This window comes from Gluconobacter sp. DsW_058 (genome assembly GCF_002153615.1).
Taxonomy (GTDB): domain Bacteria; phylum Pseudomonadota; class Alphaproteobacteria; order Acetobacterales; family Acetobacteraceae; genus Gluconobacter; species Gluconobacter cerinus.
This window is the reverse complement of sequence record NZ_JOPH01000034.1, coordinates 1-17178: the sequence shown is the minus strand read 5'-3', so window position 1 is coordinate 17178 and position 17178 is coordinate 1. Positions and strand designations below refer to the sequence as shown.

At 54.7% G+C, this 17178-nt stretch carries 14 protein-coding genes and 1 riboswitch; of the genes, 7 read left to right on the top strand and 7 right to left on the bottom strand.

The genetic code is table 11. The annotated features are described in order from the left end of the window. Window positions 1–5 precede the first annotated feature (5 nt). The 3 genes from HK24_RS06765 to HK24_RS06755 are packed head-to-tail and all read left to right on the top strand — an operon-like array spanning window position 6 to window position 3098. Window positions 6–1034: a P1 family peptidase gene (locus tag HK24_RS06765; protein WP_086633827.1), complete on the top strand. Its 1029-nt coding sequence runs from the start codon at window positions 6–8 to the stop codon at window positions 1032–1034. Then, window positions 1027–1890 (top strand): alpha/beta fold hydrolase, encoded by an 864-nt coding sequence (locus tag HK24_RS06760; RefSeq protein WP_086633826.1) that lies wholly within the window; start codon window positions 1027–1029, stop codon window positions 1888–1890. Before HK24_RS06765 ends, HK24_RS06760 begins: the two co-directional genes overlap by 8 nt. Beyond that, the gene (locus HK24_RS06755) at window positions 1887–3098 is read left to right on the top strand and encodes a tetratricopeptide repeat protein (protein WP_086633825.1); all 1212 of its coding nucleotides are present in this window, start codon (window positions 1887–1889) and stop codon (window positions 3096–3098) included. The genes HK24_RS06760 and HK24_RS06755 overlap by 4 nt, the downstream gene beginning before the upstream one ends. On the opposite strand, the gene HK24_RS06750 is transcribed toward HK24_RS06755, so the two are convergent. After that, window positions 3099–4097, bottom strand: coding sequence for an LLM class flavin-dependent oxidoreductase (locus HK24_RS06750; RefSeq protein WP_086633824.1), 999 nt, complete (start codon window positions 4095–4097; stop codon window positions 3099–3101). It abuts the gene before it with no gap. A 399-nt stretch (window positions 4098–4496) separates the two neighbouring features. Here HK24_RS06750 and HK24_RS06745 point away from each other — a divergent pair, with 399 nt between their 5' ends. Both HK24_RS06745 and HK24_RS06740 read left to right on the top strand, forming a co-directional pair. Continuing rightward, entirely contained in the window at window positions 4497–5837 is a 1341-nt protein-coding gene (locus HK24_RS06745) for a gluconate:H+ symporter (protein WP_046901908.1), read from the top strand. A gap of 46 nt (window positions 5838–5883) precedes the next feature. Further along, a complete protein-coding gene (locus HK24_RS06740; protein WP_086633823.1) occupies window positions 5884–6639 on the top strand; it encodes an SDR family oxidoreductase in 756 nt (251 codons plus the stop codon). 21 nt (window positions 6640–6660) lie between these two features. Here the strand turns inward: HK24_RS06740 and HK24_RS06735 are convergent, their stop codons facing one another. From HK24_RS06735 to HK24_RS06720, 4 genes are read right to left on the bottom strand one after another with little or no spacing between them, the layout of a single operon-like run. Continuing rightward, complete coding sequence (locus HK24_RS06735) at window positions 6661–7653, bottom strand: iron ABC transporter permease (protein WP_086633822.1); 993 nt, start codon at window positions 7651–7653, stop codon at window positions 6661–6663. Further along, entirely contained in the window at window positions 7654–8607 is a 954-nt protein-coding gene (locus tag HK24_RS06730) for an ABC transporter substrate-binding protein (protein ID WP_233126157.1), read from the bottom strand. Next, window positions 8604–9362 (bottom strand): ABC transporter ATP-binding protein, encoded by a 759-nt coding sequence (locus tag HK24_RS06725; protein ID WP_086633820.1) that lies wholly within the window; start codon window positions 9360–9362, stop codon window positions 8604–8606. The genes HK24_RS06730 and HK24_RS06725 overlap by 4 nt, the downstream gene beginning before the upstream one ends. 2 nt (window positions 9363–9364) lie before the next feature. Further along, complete coding sequence (locus HK24_RS06720; RefSeq protein ID WP_086633819.1) at window positions 9365–11590, bottom strand: TonB-dependent siderophore receptor; 2226 nt, start codon at window positions 11588–11590, stop codon at window positions 9365–9367. A 90-nt stretch (window positions 11591–11680) separates the two neighbouring features. After that, window positions 11681–11883, bottom strand: a riboswitch (cobalamin riboswitch). Between the two features lie 154 nt (window positions 11884–12037). Between HK24_RS06720 and HK24_RS06715 the strand changes: the two genes are divergently transcribed. Further along, window positions 12038–12883, top strand: a complete 846-nt coding sequence (locus HK24_RS06715; RefSeq protein WP_086633818.1) for a fumarylacetoacetate hydrolase family protein — start codon at window positions 12038–12040, stop codon at window positions 12881–12883. A 299-nt stretch (window positions 12884–13182) separates the two neighbouring features. Beyond that, complete coding sequence (locus HK24_RS06710) at window positions 13183–15447, top strand: TonB-dependent siderophore receptor (RefSeq protein ID WP_233126156.1); 2265 nt, start codon at window positions 13183–13185, stop codon at window positions 15445–15447. A gap of 8 nt (window positions 15448–15455) precedes the next feature. Here HK24_RS06710 and HK24_RS06705 read toward each other — a convergent pair whose 3' ends face one another. Together HK24_RS06705 and HK24_RS06700 are read right to left on the bottom strand one after the other, a co-directional pair. Continuing rightward, a complete protein-coding gene (locus HK24_RS06705; protein ID WP_064274452.1) occupies window positions 15456–15656 on the bottom strand; it encodes a hypothetical protein in 201 nt (66 codons plus the stop codon). A gap of 101 nt (window positions 15657–15757) precedes the next feature. Next, window positions 15758–17011 (bottom strand): CHAD domain-containing protein, encoded by a 1254-nt coding sequence (locus tag HK24_RS06700; protein ID WP_086633816.1) that lies wholly within the window; start codon window positions 17009–17011, stop codon window positions 15758–15760. Between the last annotated feature and the right edge of the window lie 167 nt (window positions 17012–17178).

Genomic DNA, 17178 nt, shown 5'->3' with positions numbered 1-17178 from the left:
GTGCCATGACTTCCAGAATCCGCCATAATCTCATCACGGACATTCCGGGCATTCGCGTTGGAAATGTGCGCAATGTTCAACAAAGAACTGGCGTCACGGCGCTTATGTTCGACCGGCCAGTTGTCGCTTCAGGCAGCTTTCTTGGCGGAGCCCCTGCACTTCGGGAAAATGCGCTTCTGGAGCCAGAAATGCTGGTGGATGGCATTCACGCCATCGTGCTGTCCGGTGGATCGACGTATGGTCTGGATGCAACCGCCGGCGTGCAGGCATGGCTGAGAGAAGAGTTTGACGCTCTTCCCACGCCAGACGGCCAGGTCCGCGTGCCTATTGTGGTGCAGGCCAGTCTTTTTGACCTCGTGAACGGCGGCGATCAGGACTGGGGACGATACTCGCCTTATGCGGAACTTGGCTATCAGGCCGCACAAGCAGCATGTCACGGTCCCTTCAAACTAGGGACCGAAGGCGCCGGAACGGGCGCAACCACCGCGACCGTGAGAGGGGGGCTTGGATCAGCCAGCGCCATAACCTCCAGCGGGCACACGGTCGCAGCGCTTATGGTCGTCAATGCTGTCGGGACGGCCACGATTGGAGACGGACCGCATTTCTGGAGCGCGCCTTTCGAACAAAGTGAGGAGTTCGGAGGGCACGGCTTCCCGCCACATCTGACAGCAGATGACCTCAAACTCCGCATGAAGCCGAATTACGTCGCTGGAACCACAATCGGCGTTATTGCAACTGATGCCACCCTGACGAAAGCGCAAGCCAAACGGCTGGCCGTTTTGGCGCAGGATGGCGTCGCACGTGGCGTTTTCCCCGCGCATCTTCCGCAGGACGGAGACGCAGTGTTCGGTATCGCTACAGGCGATGCACCCGCGCCCGCTTCCATTGAGGAGTGGACCGAAATTCTGCATACGGCCACGCAGGTCACAGCCCGAGCGATCGCGCGTGGCGTTTATGAGGCATCGCCCTTGCCAGGTGAGCCCACTCGCCCCACGTGGCAGGAACGTTTTGGAAGGAATACCAGCCATGACTGAGACACTTCCACCAGCAGAAACATTCTTCCGCGTTCCAGGCCGCAGGCTTGCCGTCTCTTCAAAACAGGCTGGAAGCGACACAACGCTCTTTTTCGTGCACGGATTGGGTGGGAACCGTCAGCAGTGGCGACTGCAGTGGGACCGATTTTCCAAAGAGCCCATCAATCTCGTCGCATGGGATGCGCTTGGACATGGCGAGAGTGCGCGCTCCAAGCACGAACAGGTTTTTGCCAGTCGGTTTTCGGTACAAGACCTTGCCGCTGTTCTGGCAGCGTTCCCCTCGCGCAAACGCATCATCGTCGCTCATTCTTTTGGGTGTCGCATCACGCTGGAATGGATTTCCGGATTACTTGCTGCTGGAGAGGACATACCCGTTGATGGCCTCATTCTGTTGGGACCGGCATCTCTTGCCCCCTCCCTAGAGGGGCCGATGTTTGGAAACTGGATGGACCGTCTGCCCTTCTGGATCGCCTCGTTTGCAAGACCGGCTTTACAGGCGCGCTTCGAGAAGCTGGCATGGGCTCCAGACGTAGATCCAGAGATACTCAAAACCGAGCGTCAGGCAACGAAGCGTAACAGCCTGTTCATGATCAATGCTGTTCGTTCCGGCGCGGCCCCGGTCAATACGGAAATCCTGCGCCATTTTGATAAGCCCGTGCATATTCTTGCTGGTCAGAACGATGGCATCGTCCCTCTGACGGAAGTCAGAAAAGTGCATGATTTTCTCCCCACCAGCACTTTGGATATCCTGCCAGACTGTGGTCATCAGATCATGCTGGAACAGCCTGTTATCGTAAACCAGTACATTGAAAAAGAACTTCAGCGACTTTCCCCCTCTCCCGGAGAGGCGCCATGACTCAGGACGTTTTAAACAACGATATTTCTGCTGACCAAGCGTCCACGATCGCTGGCATCAATGATTTTATCCTTGGTTACCTTGGCTATGACCTGCGTCTGGTCAAAATTCTTGAAGTTGCAGATCAGTCAGAAGACTGCCTGGCGAACACCTATGCCGGTCTGCTCTGGATGCTGTCTGAAACAGGTGATGTTCCATCAGAAGCGCGCCGATATCATGAACGCGCAGCTCAATCCGTTACCAATGCCCTTCCGCGTGAAAAGCTTCTGTTTTCAGTTCTGGAGGCCTCTATTGCGGACGATCCAGAGGCTATTATTCGCCTGACAGATCGTATACTCGCCCAGTGGCCGCGTGATCTGGTGATTTTGAAGCTTCGTCAGTACCACGATTTCATTCGGGGCCGCTTTGAGGACATGCTGGCCGTTGCGTTACGCAGCGAAGATGCCGCCGGAGACGTTGCCGCCCTGCACGGTATGCTGGCTTTTGCCTATGAGCAGTGCCACGATTTACCTGCTGCTGAGCGTTCTGCCCGCACAGCCCTTGCCATGGATGCATCGGAGCCGTGGGCCCAACATGCCCTTGCTCATGTTTTTTTGACGCAGGGACGCATTGATGAAGGTACCGCGTTTCTTGAAGAGCGGTCTGCTGGCTGGAAAACGCTGACCTCCTTCATGGACACGCACCTGTGGTGGCATCTGGCTCTCTTTTACCTTGCACGCAATCGGGTAAGCGACGCTGTCTCCGTTTATGACCAGCATTGCTGGACCAGAGAACGCAGCTTCTCACAGGATCAGGTTGGCGCAGTATCCCTTCTGGTCCGTCTGGAGCTTGCGGGAGCTGATGTCGAGGACCGATGGACGGACCTGGCGAACTGGCTCACTTCACGACAGGACGATGTCAGTCAGCCCTTTCTGACCCTGCAATATCTTTACGGACTACTCCGCGCCCATCGTCCGGAAGGGCAGCATCTGCTGCGACGTATCGAGGGCCTCTCTGGACAAAACCTGCCAGATCAGCGAGCGTGGGATCTGGTAGGCATTCCTCTAGCCCGTGGACTGAACGCCTATCTTCACAATGAAAACGCTTCAGCCCTGCTCTCTTTCAACGCTGCGCTTCCTCACTTGCAGGACATTGGTGGCAGCCACGCCCAGAGAGACCTGTTCATTCAAATCCATCAGAACCTGCAACGGCGCATGTCACAGGCTTGATCAAGCTCCCACGTCTGCCTTGATCCTGGCTGTAATTTCAAGCGAGCGCTTGCGGCTGTCCTGATCATGAATCGGGACTGCCACCATCAACTCGTCAGGCTTGTGACGTTCCAGGAAGTGTCTCAGTTGTCCCGTCACACTCTCTCTGGACCCGGCAAACGTATAAGCCAGTGTCTGCTCAAGGAGCGCCTGCTCCTCTGCCGACCACAACGACAGGACATTGTTGACAGGAGGTGGGAACGCGATAGGCCGCCCGCGGCGCAAAGCCATAAAATACTGGTATAGTGACGTCGCCAGGCGCTTGCCATCTGCTTCCTCATCCGCTGCAATGACATTGACTGTCAGCATCACATGAGGCCGCGCACACCTCTCGGACGGCTCAAACCGCGACCGATAGAGAGCAATGGCCTCTTCCATCTGCGCTGGCGCGAAGTGAGATGCAAAGGCGTACGGTAGCCCCAACTGGGCGGCCAGAACGGCCGAAAACAGAGACGACCCCAAAATCCAGACCGGAACGCGCAGGCCCATTCCGGGAATGGCACGTATCAAATGCGTATCTTCCGCCGCCATGGGCTCGAAGTAATGCAGAAGCTCAACCACATCTTCCGGAAACCTGTCAGGCGCCGACGGATCGCGCCGCAAAGCACGAGCCGTTCTCTGGTCAGCACCTGGTGCCCGGCCCAGACCCAGATCTATGCGGCCCGGAAAGAGCGTCTCCAATGTTCCGAACTGCTCTGCGACAACAAGTGGCGAGTGATTTGGGAGCATGATCCCGCCAGAGCCCACCCGAATACGGGTCGTTGCCCCAGCCACCTGACCGATCAGAATGGCCGTTGCCGCGGACGCAATTCCCGGCATGGAATGGTGCTCAGCCAGCCAGTACCGATGAAACCCCAGATTTTCCGCTAGTTTGGCAAAATCAATTGTATTCCTGAACGCTTCACGAGGGCCTGCGCCCCGTGTGATGATTGAGAGATCAAGAACGGAAAACGGGATCATTGTGTGGTCCTTGAGGTCAATGCGTGCAGACGTACGGCATCGTAGCACGAACCGACAAAGCCGTAGCCATTGTCACCGTACAGACTCCTGACGCAGCACTTCACTGATGCGTTGCGTTCAAGTTCCCGTCATTCAGGCGCTTCATTACTGTTGGGTCAGGACCGAAAAATGCAGGAATAATTTAAAAATTCACAGCTACCATATTCTTCAACTCGTGCATTTGAGCAATGGTGGAAGCCTTCTGCCGAGATCATGACGCAGACTTTACATCCGTTCTTTGAGGCAATCGGCGTATGGGTCTGAGAAAGTTTTAGTTCTCTGCAGGAGCCTCTCACGTAAGGGTTTTTTCTGGTTTCCGCTTCTGAACTGTTTCCTCGTTCTGACAGGGCTGCGTTCCATATGACAACAACCTTTGCCATTCTGCTGGCAACAGCCGCAATCATTGCAGTCGTCGTACTCATTGCGCGTTTTCGTTTGAACCCTTTCATCGTTCTCTTCAGCGTCTCTATTCTGCTGGCTCTTTGCGCGGGTATGCCTGCGGACAAGGTTGTCGCATCTTTCGAAGCTGGTGCCGGACACGTCCTCGGGCACGTTGGCACGATCATTGCGCTCGGGACCATGCTGGGCAAAATGCTGGCTGAGTCCGGCGGTGCTGACCGGATTGCCCTGACAATTTCAGAGCGCGCTGGTCGTCAACGGATTGACTGGGCGATGATGGTGATTGGCCTGCTTGTGGGACTGCCAGTCTTCTTCGAAGTTGGCGTTGTCCTGCTCTTCCCGCTCGCTTTCGTTCTTGCAGCCCGAACGGAAACATCGCTGCTGCGAGTGGCCCTTCCCATGGGGGCGGCGCTTTCCGTTACGCACGCCATGATCCCGCCTCACCCGGCAACGCTGCTCGCCCTCTCGGCCTATCACGCCAACACGGGAACAACGATCTTCTGGGGCGTTCTGCTGGGAACACCGATTGCGGCCATCTCAGGCCCGCTATTTGCGCGCTTCATCAGCCCCCGTGTTCTGATCACAGAAAAAAATGCGTTGGCAGAACAGTTTGTACGGCGTGAAATCCCGACAAACCTCCCAGGCTTTACGGTTACGGTCCTGACCATCACATGCCCGGTCATCCTGATGCTGATCGGCTCTTCCGCAGACATGTTTACGACTCCGAGAAGCGCACCAAACATGTTCCTGCACTTCATCGGCAACACGGACATTGCGCTGCTTCTGGCAACCGTCATGTCGTTTTACGTGCTAGGATTAGCCCGCGGCTTTTCACGAGAAACCATTCTTCGCTTCACCAATGAGTGTCTTGGCCCAACGGCCCTGATCATGCTTCTGGTGGGTGCAGGCGGGGGCTTTGGTCGTGAACTCATTGATAGTGGCGTCTCGAAAGCCATCACGGACGCTGCCGTCAGCGCGCACGTTCCACTTCTCGTGCTCGCATGGCTTCTGGCCGCGATCGTCCGCGTCGCTTGCGGGTCTTCTACCGTTGCAATGAGTACGGCCTCCGGCATCGCGGGTCCGATCCTCGCGCACTCGCAGGGCGTATCGCCAGAACTCATGGTGATTGCCACCGGCGCAGGGTCCGTGGCTTTCGGCCCCATGAACGATGCCGGCTTCTGGCAGATGAAAGAATATCTTGGCCTGACCGTGCCGCAGACAATCAAGACCTGGTCAGTTCTGGAAACGATCATTGCCGTTCTGGGACTGGTCTTCTGCGTTGGTATTTCAATGTTCATCTGATCCGCGTTGACAGAGCGCTGACACAGCAAAGGAAGAAGGATTTTCCATGAGTGTATCTCTTTTTGACCTGACGGGACGTCGCGCTCTGATTACGGGATCGTCTCAAGGTATCGGCTTCAGTCTGGCCAAAGGCCTGCAAGCGGCGGGCGCTGAAGTTGTTCTGAATGGGCGGGATGCTTCCAAACTCTCGGCCGCAGCCGAGGAACTGGGAGGTGTCGAGACACTTGTTTTTGACGTGACCGACCATGCAGCTGTTCGAACGGCAATCGATCGCTTTGAAGAAGATACCGGGCCTATTGATATTCTGGTCAACAATGCAGGAATGCAGCACCGCGCGCCCTTGGAAGACTTCCCACCAGAAATGTTTCAGAAGGTTCTTCAAACAAACCTGACCTCCATTTTCAATGTTGGACAGGCTGTTGCAAGACATATGCTAGGCCGTAGGCAGGGTAAGATCATCAATATTGCCAGCGTCCAGACGGCCCTCGCCCGCCCAAATATCTCCCCCTATACGGCCACCAAGGGTGCCGTAGGGAATCTGACTAAGGGGATGGCGACCGAGTGGGCAAGACACGGCCTTCAGTGCAATGCCATTGCGCCGGGTTACTTCGATACGCCGCTCAACGCTGCACTCGTAAATGATGCAGAATTTTCAACGTGGTTGGAGAAGCGCACACCTGCGGGTCGATGGGGACAGCTTGATGAGCTGACAGGGGCCTGTATTTTCCTTGCTTCCGGCGCATCTTCGTTTGTGAGTGGCCATGTTTTGTATGTGGACGGCGGTATCACGGTGTCTCTCTGAAGCAAACGCGCCAAATACACATCAACGCCGTGTCAGAAGCCCCATCAGGAAACAAGCACCTATCGCAGAAATGACTATCCCAACTGGCAGCTCCTGAGACGGCAAAAGACAGCGGCTGAGAAGATCTGAAAGGATTGTCAGCATCCCCCCCGCGACCATAGCGGGGATAAGGATATTCTGAACAGACCGTCCCCAGATGGGCCTTATGAGATGAGGCACAATCAGTCCGACGAAGCCGATCGGCCCACACAAAGCCACTGTCGTTGCACAGCTAAACGCGCAAAGGGCAAGAACACAAAGCCGTAGCTTTCTTGTTTGCACCCCAAGGGACGCTGCGGTTTCCTCCCCGGCCATCAAGGCATCCAGATCAGCGCCAAAAGCCCATTTACCGAAGATCACGGGCAGAAGCCCCAACACGACAAGTGGCAGGGCCGACCAGCGAGCGGCGGAAAAACTGCCCATCGTCCAGAACAGAACGGATTGCGCCGTATTACGGTCACCCCAGAAAATCAGCAGGTTTGTCAGAGTAGAGAAGACGAAGGAAATCGCCAGTCCAGACAGCAGCATCCGTTCCGTTGAGACCCGTGCGCCAGACCGGGATCTAAACGATACCAGCAACAGAAGTGCTGAGGTTGCCAGAAATGCCCCACCGACGGCACCAAAAGCGATCGTCCAGACGCCGAAAACGTCCCCCAACAATACGATGACAGCAACAGCCCCTGTTGCTGAGCCCGAGGACAACCCGAAGAGAAACGGATCTGCCAAGGGGTTGCGGGTTACGGCCTGAAGAAGTGCCCCTGCACCGGCAAGAATTGCTCCGGTCAAGAAAGCCAGAACCAGCCTTGGCATTCGCAGGGACCAGATAATCCGGGCGGCAATATCATGGCTGGCTGGACCGGCCAAAAGTCCCGCGTGCAACGAATGCCAGCGAAGAGAAGCACTTCCGAGCGTAACTTCCAAAAATGCCAGCACACTCAGAGCCGGCAAAGCGCTGATGCCAAGAACACGCTTCATCTAAGGTGCTGCGTCCGGATGGAGAAAGGCTGCAATTTTTTCGATCACATCGATATTCGCGGGAGACGGCGTCATTTCATCATAGCGCACAACCATAATACGGTTTGTCTTCAGGGCCGTACTCTCCATCAGCAATGGCTGGCTTCGCAGAAATTTCAGACTGTCTGAAACACCTGCCCCGTAATCCATCACCAAGATAGCTTCAGGATCACGCAAACCCGCGTTTTCCCACGAAGCAGCACCCCAGTTTGTTGGTAAATCACGAAAAATATTTTCGCCCCCGCCCAGCCGGATCAGCTCTGTCGCAAGGGCATATTGGCCAGCTGTAAATGGCCGGTCGCGTCCACTGTCATAGAGAAAAACACGTAACGGGTGATGGCCCTTGAGACGATCCTGAATGTGCTGAACGCGCCTCTGCCAGCCTTCGACCAATTGCCGAGCCTGCTGCTCCCGGCCGAAAACCTGTCCAAGTTTTTCTTCGTCGCCATACAGAAGGTCTAATGTCGGGAGAGCTGTAGAGTGTCCGGCCCGGAAGCAGCTTTCAGACAGAACAAGCGTCGGGATACCCTGAATTGCCAAGGTCTCGGGTGTCACATCTCCACCGACATGCATCCCATAATTCCAGCCTGCAAAGAAAAAATCTGTTCCGGCATCAAGCAATTGTTCAAGACTGGGATAGTGAGTTGCAATTTCCGGGATATCACCTTGCTGAGCTTTGAAACCCGGTGTGTATTTGTTCCAGCCTGATATCCCGGTCAAACCACGAATATAGGGCTGCAAATGCAGAGCAAAAGCCATTTCCGCCATATTAACGTCGTGGATGACAGCGTGCTCTGGCTGATGCGTGATCGTTACGGGCTTCCCGCAGCTCTGCACGGTAACCGGGTAGGCGAAGGCCGTTTGCACGGCAAAGCCACAGAACCCCAGAAACAGCATAAAGGTAGGCGTTTTCATGCGCCTCGCGGCCTAAAAACGAACGTCGTGCTGCCATCATCCAGTTGAACGGAATGAACATTCAAGCCGAACGCACACCCTAGTTCCGAAGAGAGCAAAACCTCAGAAGACGCCCCATCCAAAATGATTTCTCCGTCCCTCATCAAGAGAGTTCTCGGCGCAAAATCAGGCACGAAAGACAGGTCATGCAGGACGGCCACGATTGTCAGAGGGAGGTCACGAAGCAGATTTAGAAGCTCTGCTCTGGCCGCAAGATCCAGGTGATTCGTGGGCTCATCCAGCAACAGTATTTTGGGGGTCTGGGCCAGACATCGCGCCAGCATCACACGCTGACGCTCACCACCAGAAAGACTGCAAATCGGCCGTTTTAAAAAAGGTTCGACACGGAAATACTGGATTGCTGTTTGCAGATTCGCAGTATCCTGCTGCGCTTGGACAGTGCCCCGAAACGGGAGACGACCAAGTGCGATATAATCCTCAACTATGAATTCAGGAGTTACATCATCGGTCTGGGAAAGCCACGCAATCTCCCGCGCTACCGCTGGTCTGGACAGGGTACTGAGCAGCGTTCCTTCCAGAACTATCTCCCCTTCCGTGGGCGAAATTAATCCCGCGAGGAGCCTCAGAAGCGTGCTTTTCCCTGCACCATTCGGGCCAATGAGTGCAACATGCTCACCCTCCCTGACGGAGAAATCCGTCAAAGAGAGTATGCGGTCATACCCGACACCATGCGTCTGAAGCACAACCTCAGACACGATCAGAAACCGGCCTGAACACTGATCGAGAAGGACCGCGGCGCCCCCAGCATCACTTCACTCGGATAACTGGTGTCAGCCCACTGGATGAAGTGCTTGTTGCCTACATTGTCTACCCGGCCATAAACCGTCACGCCGCTATAGGCATGCCATGCCGCGAAAAGATTGACGAGCGCATAGTCTTTCAGACTCAGGGTGTTGGCGTAATCGCCCTTGCGGGCAGATACGTAACGCATTCCAGCCCCCAGATCGACCGGCAGATCTGCAACCCGGGACCAGACACCCCACAGGTTGGCCGTTACAGCCGGAACGTTCGGGACCTCGTTCCCGGAAGCATTCACTGACGCTGAGGGATGGAATGATCCATAACGAGACCACGTATAGGCGACATTTCCCGACAGGCTCCAGTGTTTGCCCAGCGTGAGGTCCCCCTGCCATTCCACACCCCGTGACTTCTGAACGCCCGCAGTTGCCACGCTGTCCACACCGGTGGCAACGAGAACTCGGGTACGGCTGATATCGTACAGAGACAGCGTAGAGGACAGGCGCCCTTTCCAGAAAGAACCCTTGGCGCCGATTTCTCCCTGCCTGGACTGACTCAAGCGTGAAAACTGGCCTTTATTAACCAGGAAGATATTGGAGCCCGGCGGATCTTCAGCCGTTGTGTACACGCCGTAGAGGCTGATGTTGTCTGTCAGATCATAAACAGGGCCAATCCTGAAGTTGGCAGGATTGTAGTTCCCCTTAAAGCTGGTCGCAGGATTGAACGCACCGGACTGGCTATAATTCTGGCGGTCCAGTTTCAGCCAGTCATAGCGAAATCCACCCACTACACGCAGATTGTCCCTCACGGTCAGGACGTCTTCCATAAAGATGCCTGCGTCCACCATGGTCGTGGGAGATTTTGTATATGGATACTCCCCAGCAAAACTTCCGACGGCCGTACTCTCAGGACTACTCAGAGAAACACTGTCCGCATATGTCGCGTCCGGAAAACCACGGTTCCGGATGAGCCGCACATAATACGCGTCTCCACCGACGACCAGACGGTTCTTCATTCCGAAAACGTGGAAATCAAACTGGCCATCCAGCGTGTCACCAACCTGATGCTGGTTCATATAAACATAGAACCGATCCCGGCCGACCCGACCGGGTGCAATGGCATTTCCCGCTGCGTCCGTCTGCCCGGCTGAACCGATATAGCTGTAGGATTCAGCGTTATTCCAGTTGCGCTTGGCATAAAGGACATAGGTTTTATTGTGGAACGTCATGTTCTCCGTTGGCTGCCACGTCAGATGGAGCGTCGGAGTCACATTAACCGAGCCAGCTTTTGCATCCTTGGCATTGTAATACCGCCAGAGCGATGACCGGCTTACGCCTAATCCCTTGGAAGACGACAGCAGGCCACCTACGCCATCATGGACCTGAGCCAGCGGGACCAAAGGGGTTCCATAGTACGTCGACAAGCGATCTGTCAGATAGTCGACGCCAAAGCGGGCTGTAAATTTCTTCGAAGGGTGCCAGAGCAACGTTGTCGTGAAATCGTTGCTGTGTGGATCTGCGCCAGCAACGTATCCATCAGACGAGGTACGACTGAAATCACTTCGAATGGCCAAAGTGTCGGTAATGGGAACCGAACCGCCCACGCCAGCATTCCACGTATTGAAACTGCCATAAGATACCAGAGCATTGGCATGCGGCCCATCAAACGCAGGATCACGCGTTCGCATGTCCACCGTGCCGCCAACAGCGCCCTGCCCGTACAGAACAGACGACGGCCCCTTGAGAACCTGAACGCTCTCAAGATTGAAGCTGTTGAGCGGACGGTTCACCATCGTGGTCGGGCCATAATAAATGCCATCTCGCAGGATCAGAACCTGATTTCCGCTGAAGCCGCGCATCATCATCTGCGCCGGACTTCCTGGCGATCCACCGGAAGAAACGCCCGGTGCACTGTCTGCGGCGTCTTCAGCGTGCACATAGCCGCGCTGTTCCATCACGCTGCGCTGAATCACATTGATCGTCGTAGGATTATGTTGAACTGTCAGCCCAAGTCTGCCCCCGATAACAGCACTATCCTTCAGCGGCTGCGCCCGACCGTGCGCCGTAATGTGCTCTTCTTTCGCTTTGGCTGCCGCCTTCCTGACGTCTTCTGTCTGGGCGAACGCGGGCTGAAAAACGGTCAATGCCGCGACGGGCAACACACCGACAAAACTGATTTTCCTCATGGATAACGCAAACTTCACTCAACAATGCGTCACTACGATGAGCAGGAAAAACATCCTGCTGCGTCCGGTGCACCCCGCCCTTTCGCTTCGTCCATGACCATTTTCGATGGCAGGTCTCCTGGCTTGCGGATCATCGGCAGATCGCGAGCCTTCCCAAGGCTGACGCCCCAGTGGCCGGGTTCCCGGAACCCATCGTGATCAGCCTCACCGCTCACAGTTGCGGGGGCAGCCGCAGCATTTCACTGCGTTCCCTTTTCATCCCCTTCCGGGGAACCATCATTGAGCAGGGGCATAACCGAAACTCCCATATAGTCAAACACGTATGTTATAACATATTAATAACTGAAGTTATCAATTTGAACAATGGAGGCCCCTCAATCCCTTGGAAGAGGAACCAAAACATGCCTAATCTCATGCTTTCCTATTCTGGACAGAAAGTGTCGCAGGATGAAGCTCTGTCGTTTTGGTCCCTTGGATCAAGAAACACCTGGACTCATTGATGACACTGGCATCCTGAGAAGCCTCAAAGGGATTTTGCCTGATATTACAGTTGCCCACCTGTCTCCAGAGCAGCTGGACGCCTTGCGGGCGATTAATCCGACCACTCTCCCTGTCGTTTCAGAAGCACCACGCTACGGTATTCCGTTCTCAGGTGCCGGAAAGTATATCTGCATTGGCCTGAACTATCGGGATCATGCCGAGGAAGCAGGCCTTCCCCTCCCCTCAGAGCCAATCGTCTTCATGAAAGCCATCTCTGCCCTGACGGGTCCGAGCGATGGTATTCTGATCCCCCAACATGCCACCAAATTGGACTGGGAAGTCGAACTCGCAGTCATTATTGGCACAAAAGCGTCCTACGTCTCCCCGGAGAAGGCTTTGGAGCATGTTGCGGGATATTGTGTCGCCAATGATGTCTCTGAACGCTCATTTCAGATGCAGACAAGCCAGTGGGACAAAGGCAAAGGCTGCGACTCATTCGGGCCCTTGGGACCATGGCTTGTGACGACCGATGAGATCGCCGATCCGCAAGCGCTCTCCATGCGGTTAGATGTCAACGGACACCGTCGGCAGACGGGGCATACCTCCAACATGATCTTTGACGTCCGCAGCATCATTTCACATGTCAGCAACTACATGACCCTGATGCCGGGCGATATCATTGCCACAGGCACACCTGCCGGCGTCGGAATGGGCATCAAGCCTCACCCAGTCTATCTCAAACCAGGGGATGTCGTAGAGCTGGAAATCGAAGGGCTTGGCATTCAAAGGCAGACCGTGAAGGCCAGTTCTTAGCTGATTCGACAGGAAAACGTCTTTTACGAAGCGATTCTTGAAAAACACCAATTTTCATAATTATTTTTTGTACGAACGACTTGCCCGCTCAACATCGCAGGAATGCTGCCTACAATGTAACAACTGCGAAGGTGCGTGAATTAAAGATTGAAGTTTCTGAGAATGAATATCATTTGTAACTTTAGAAATACGGGAAAGTCAGCTGAAATTCTCGTGAAAATTCATTTTCCAGGAGGCAGTTAGCCCTTTCCATGAGACTTCCAGCGTCGAACGTTCCTCAACGTACACATCTAGGCCCAATGCTTTTTACAGCACTTTTGCTGTCAGGTACGTGGAATGGCGCCTTTGCCGCGACCACTGATGACGTATCTCCAGAAGTTCGTAAGAAATCAGCTTCAACGACCGGTCTTAAAGAGGAACGTTCCGCTTCACCAAAATCGCAGAGCACGCAACAGAAACACGCGTCACAAGAAGATGAGACCCCCGGCAGCATTGAGCAGCTTCTGGTGCAGGGTCATCGCCGCAATGCCTCTACGGATGGTACCGGCACTTACACGGTTTCTGCGGTCTCCACGACGAAAATGCTCCTCAAACCGTTGGACGTTCCACAATCCATCTCGGTCCTCAGCAGCCAGCAGATGAAAGACCAGAACCTCAATACGGTTGATGCTGCGCTCAAACAGGTCGCGGGCGTGAACGTCAATATGTATGGCGACGGAACGGGGGGTTACACTGCCCGAGGCTTCACGCTACAGGCTCAGTATGACGGTGTTCCGTCTATGAGTGGGCTGACTTTAAGCCAACAGTATGATCTGGCCATCTATGATCGTATTGAAGTCCTGCGTGGACCAGACGGCATGCTTCAAGGCTCCAGCACACCCGGCGGGAGTGTCAATTTCGTCCACAAGCGCCCGACTGATGACTTTCAGGGCAATGCGTCATTCTCGGCTGGCTCATGGAACAATTACCATGCCACCCTTGATGTCGGCGGCCCTCTCGCGCACTCGAAAATTGTCTCAGCCCGACTTGTCGTCGCAGGCACCGACCGCAACCAGTTCTACAACAATGCCTATGATCGTCGCTGGACGATTTATGGCGTCACAGATGTGCACTTAACGCGCCATGACACCCTGACAGTCTCCGTGACGTCTCAAAGCAACGATACAACCCGTTATATGGGGCTTCCCCGTGCCAGTAATGGCGCGGATCTGAATCTGCCGACGAGCACGTTGGTGGGGGCCAACTGGGGCAAATCCGAAGTCCCGATGACTGAAGTTGAAGCACAACTGGAGCATCTTTTCTCTCATGGCTGGCGCGGGCGCCTCAACTACCGTCACCGAACCGCAGCCACCACACTCCAATACGCTTATCTCAACGCGTATAACGCGTCCGCAAAGACTGGCAATTTCGTCGCAGCCAATACACGGTATGACGAGACGAATGATGGCCTGGACGCATACGTCACCGGGCCGCTTCACCTCTTCGGGCAGAAACATGTTCTGATGATGGGAGCGAACTACGATCGCTATCTCTATGAAGGCGGCGGTGCCAGTGCAAACTCCCGGACCTACACGGCGCTCGCCGGTATCCCGATTAATGCGAACAATGCCATTCCGTCTCTGGCTCTCCCTACCATTACCAATCGCTACTGGGAGCCATCCACGCAGTGGGGCGTGTATGGTCAGGCACAGATCAAGCCTGTTTCACGCTTTTCCATCCTGATTGGTGGCCGGGTGAGCGGGTATGTCAGCAAGACACGTCGTATTTCCCCAACTGTTGGTGCCACCAGCACCGATATCGACCAGCAGGGCATCCTGACCCCTTACATCGGCGGCGTTCTGCACCTGTGGCCGAATGTCACGGCTTATGTCAGCTACGTTTCGACTTTTTCGCCTCAGTCTGCGTTTGATACCACCGGCCGCCTCGCACCGGTCCGAGGCAATCAGCTCGAAGGTGGTATCAAGGGAGAGTTCTTCCACGGGCACCTGGGCATGACCCTGTCTGGCTACAAAATTATTCAGAAAAACGAAGCCATCTATAACGGCACCATCGGCGCTATCTGTGGACCCGGTGGCGTGGATGACTGCTACGTCGCGACAGGCAAGACACGCAGCCAAGGTGCTGAAGCAGAGCTGATTGGCCGTCCTCTTGAGGGCTGGGATATCAATGCCAGCTATACTTATAACGACAACCGGATCGTCAATAACGGTAGCGCCACACAGTCTGGCCTAACCTATGCTGGCAACTCGCCCAAGCATCTGTGGAAGCTCTGGACACACTACCGGTTCGAGCCATATCGCGGGGCACAAAAGAATGTCTGGAGTATCGGCGGCGGGTTCAACGCTCAAACAAGTACATTCGGAACAAACCGCACCGTGACGCAGGGCGGATACATTATTGGGTCCATCCAGGCTGGATACCAATGGAACAAATATCTTTCCCTCTCCGCAACACTGAACAATATCGCCAACAAACGATATTATCAGCGACTGGGAAATCTGTATTACTACAACTACTACGGAGAGCCGCGGAACTTCATGTTTACGCTCCGTTCTAATTTCTGAAGCAAATCTCAGCCGACTTCATAAACTCTTTGATTGTGCGCGGGGCTCCATAGATATGGATGTGCCGCGTTCAAAGCTTGGGGCGCCGTCTTCTCCGTATGCGTATCCGGGCCAATCGTGCCCGGGTCGGTCTGTCTCGCCCACAGCAGTATCATGATAAGCCCGGCGATCAGGATAATGATTGTCAGAAGAACCCAGCGTTTTTCCATGATTTTTGCTCCTTGCGGCAATCAGTCACGCTTTTTGGCTGCCCGTTTGGATCATAAATCGGAGCTTGACCCAAGGTTTCCGCTACACACAAGGAAATAACTCACTGACACCAGAACGGGACGTCCTTCGAAAAAGTCTTCCATCGCTTGGGAAGTTTTTTAAGGATCTTTTTCCGCGCCCGATGCGCCATGTGAACAATAGCATCTCCTGCTTCGGCGAGGTCCGGCCTTTCTTTTATCGCCTGCCTGACCAGAGCCTCTGCCGTTGCTGCATCGTTGAAACGACCAAACAGGTCCTGCAAATCCTTGCAATGGCCCATGTAGGTTTCAACGCGGCTCCCGTTATACAGAGGAAGAATGCTCTCAATACTATAGCGCAGCCCCTTCAGAGATTTACGGACGTCATGCAACTGGCGGTCTGACAGGTGCCCGATGTGATGACCCCGCTGCTGGACTTTACGCGCCATTCGATCAAGCAGAACAGGCGCGTGGTCTTCCAAAAGCGCGTCAGCAGTCTCGGCTCCAAAAAGAGCTGCCGGGTCTTCCGTGCTTTGTCCAAGAGAAAGTAGCGTAGACGTTATGCTCGGATCAGTCAGTTTCTGTCGCATCTCCGCCAGTGCAGACACTCGCTTTTCTTTGGCTAACTGAACGAATTCACGCGCAATATCCCCGCTCACATAAGCCGGTAGAATTTCGGTCTGAAAAACATCCCAGTCTCGAACATTGCCAAGAAACTGCCCAGTTTGCTGAAAAACTGACATCTCATTCGCTAACGCTCCCTTAGGCAACAAAGGGCGAAAAGCTTTCAGGATCGTTCGAAGCCGCCTGACGGCGACGCGCATCTCATGCACAGCATCGACGCTCCCGTGTTCAGCAGCAGGCTCCGCGGCAAGAAATACCGTCAGAAAAGCACGAACAGACTGGCTCCACCCTTTCCCAACCGTCATATCTCCTGCGAAAGGTATCGCCGATTGAACTGTGACATCCTCATCATACTGCCCAAGCGCGAGCCGCACTCCCCTCATGGGAAGCGTCTCCCCCGTCAGCCATATGGGAAGATCACTTAAAGTCTGCGCAAAAGCATACAGACCTCGTACTTCACCGCTCAGGAGCGTCAGATCCAGTGCACAAACAGCTTCCGCCTGTTCTCCAGCCTGAACTGATCCGCGAGACAGAGTCACCTTAAAGCTAGTGGCACCAACCGCCGCCTTCCCCTGTAACTGCCAAAAATCTGTGCGGTATATTGGAAGAACCATGCCTGAAAAATCGAGTTTTGCAGCTTCAGTCCCTTCAAGCAGCTTGATATCTGGACGTAATCCTCTCCGGGACCAGACCCATTGTTCAGGTCGCGTCATGTTAGGCCACGTTGACAAAAGATCTGATCCAGAGCCTTGCTGCGGCGATATTGAGGAAACTCATGAAGGACAAGGCAGTCTTGTCGTAGCGGATTGTGATGCGGCGCATCTGCTTGAGTTTGTTGAACATGCGCTCGATGCGGTTACGGTCCCTGTAACGCCGCCAG

Bases quoted from the DNA above. Each gene is read 5' to 3' on its own strand.
- HK24_RS06720 (WP_086633819.1), bottom strand. From the start codon at position 11,590: ATGAGGAAAATCAGTTTTGTCGGTGTGTTGCCCGTCGCGGCATTGACC.
- HK24_RS06710 (WP_233126156.1), top strand. From the start codon at position 13,183: ATGCTTTTTACAGCACTTTTGCTGTCAGGTACGTGGAATGGCGCCTTT.
- HK24_RS06760 (WP_086633826.1), top strand. From the start codon at position 1,027: ATGACTGAGACACTTCCACCAGCAGAAACATTCTTCCGCGTTCCAGGC.
- HK24_RS06740 (WP_086633823.1), top strand. From the start codon at position 5,884: ATGAGTGTATCTCTTTTTGACCTGACGGGACGTCGCGCTCTGATTACG.
- HK24_RS06735 (WP_086633822.1), bottom strand. From the start codon at position 7,653: ATGAAGCGTGTTCTTGGCATCAGCGCTTTGCCGGCTCTGAGTGTGCTG.
- HK24_RS06705 (WP_064274452.1), bottom strand. From the start codon at position 15,656: ATGGAAAAACGCTGGGTTCTTCTGACAATCATTATCCTGATCGCCGGG.
- HK24_RS06715 (WP_086633818.1), top strand. From the start codon at position 12,038: ATGAAGCTCTGTCGTTTTGGTCCCTTGGATCAAGAAACACCTGGACTC.
- HK24_RS06765 (WP_086633827.1), top strand. From the start codon at position 6: ATGACTTCCAGAATCCGCCATAATCTCATCACGGACATTCCGGGCATT.
- HK24_RS06755 (WP_086633825.1), top strand. From the start codon at position 1,887: ATGACTCAGGACGTTTTAAACAACGATATTTCTGCTGACCAAGCGTCC.
- HK24_RS06730 (WP_233126157.1), bottom strand. From the start codon at position 8,607: ATGAAAACGCCTACCTTTATGCTGTTTCTGGGGTTCTGTGGCTTTGCC.
- HK24_RS06745 (WP_046901908.1), top strand. From the start codon at position 4,497: ATGACAACAACCTTTGCCATTCTGCTGGCAACAGCCGCAATCATTGCA.
- HK24_RS06700 (WP_086633816.1), bottom strand. From the start codon at position 17,011: ATGACGCGACCTGAACAATGGGTCTGGTCCCGGAGAGGATTACGTCCA.
- HK24_RS06750 (WP_086633824.1), bottom strand. From the start codon at position 4,097: ATGATCCCGTTTTCCGTTCTTGATCTCTCAATCATCACACGGGGCGCA.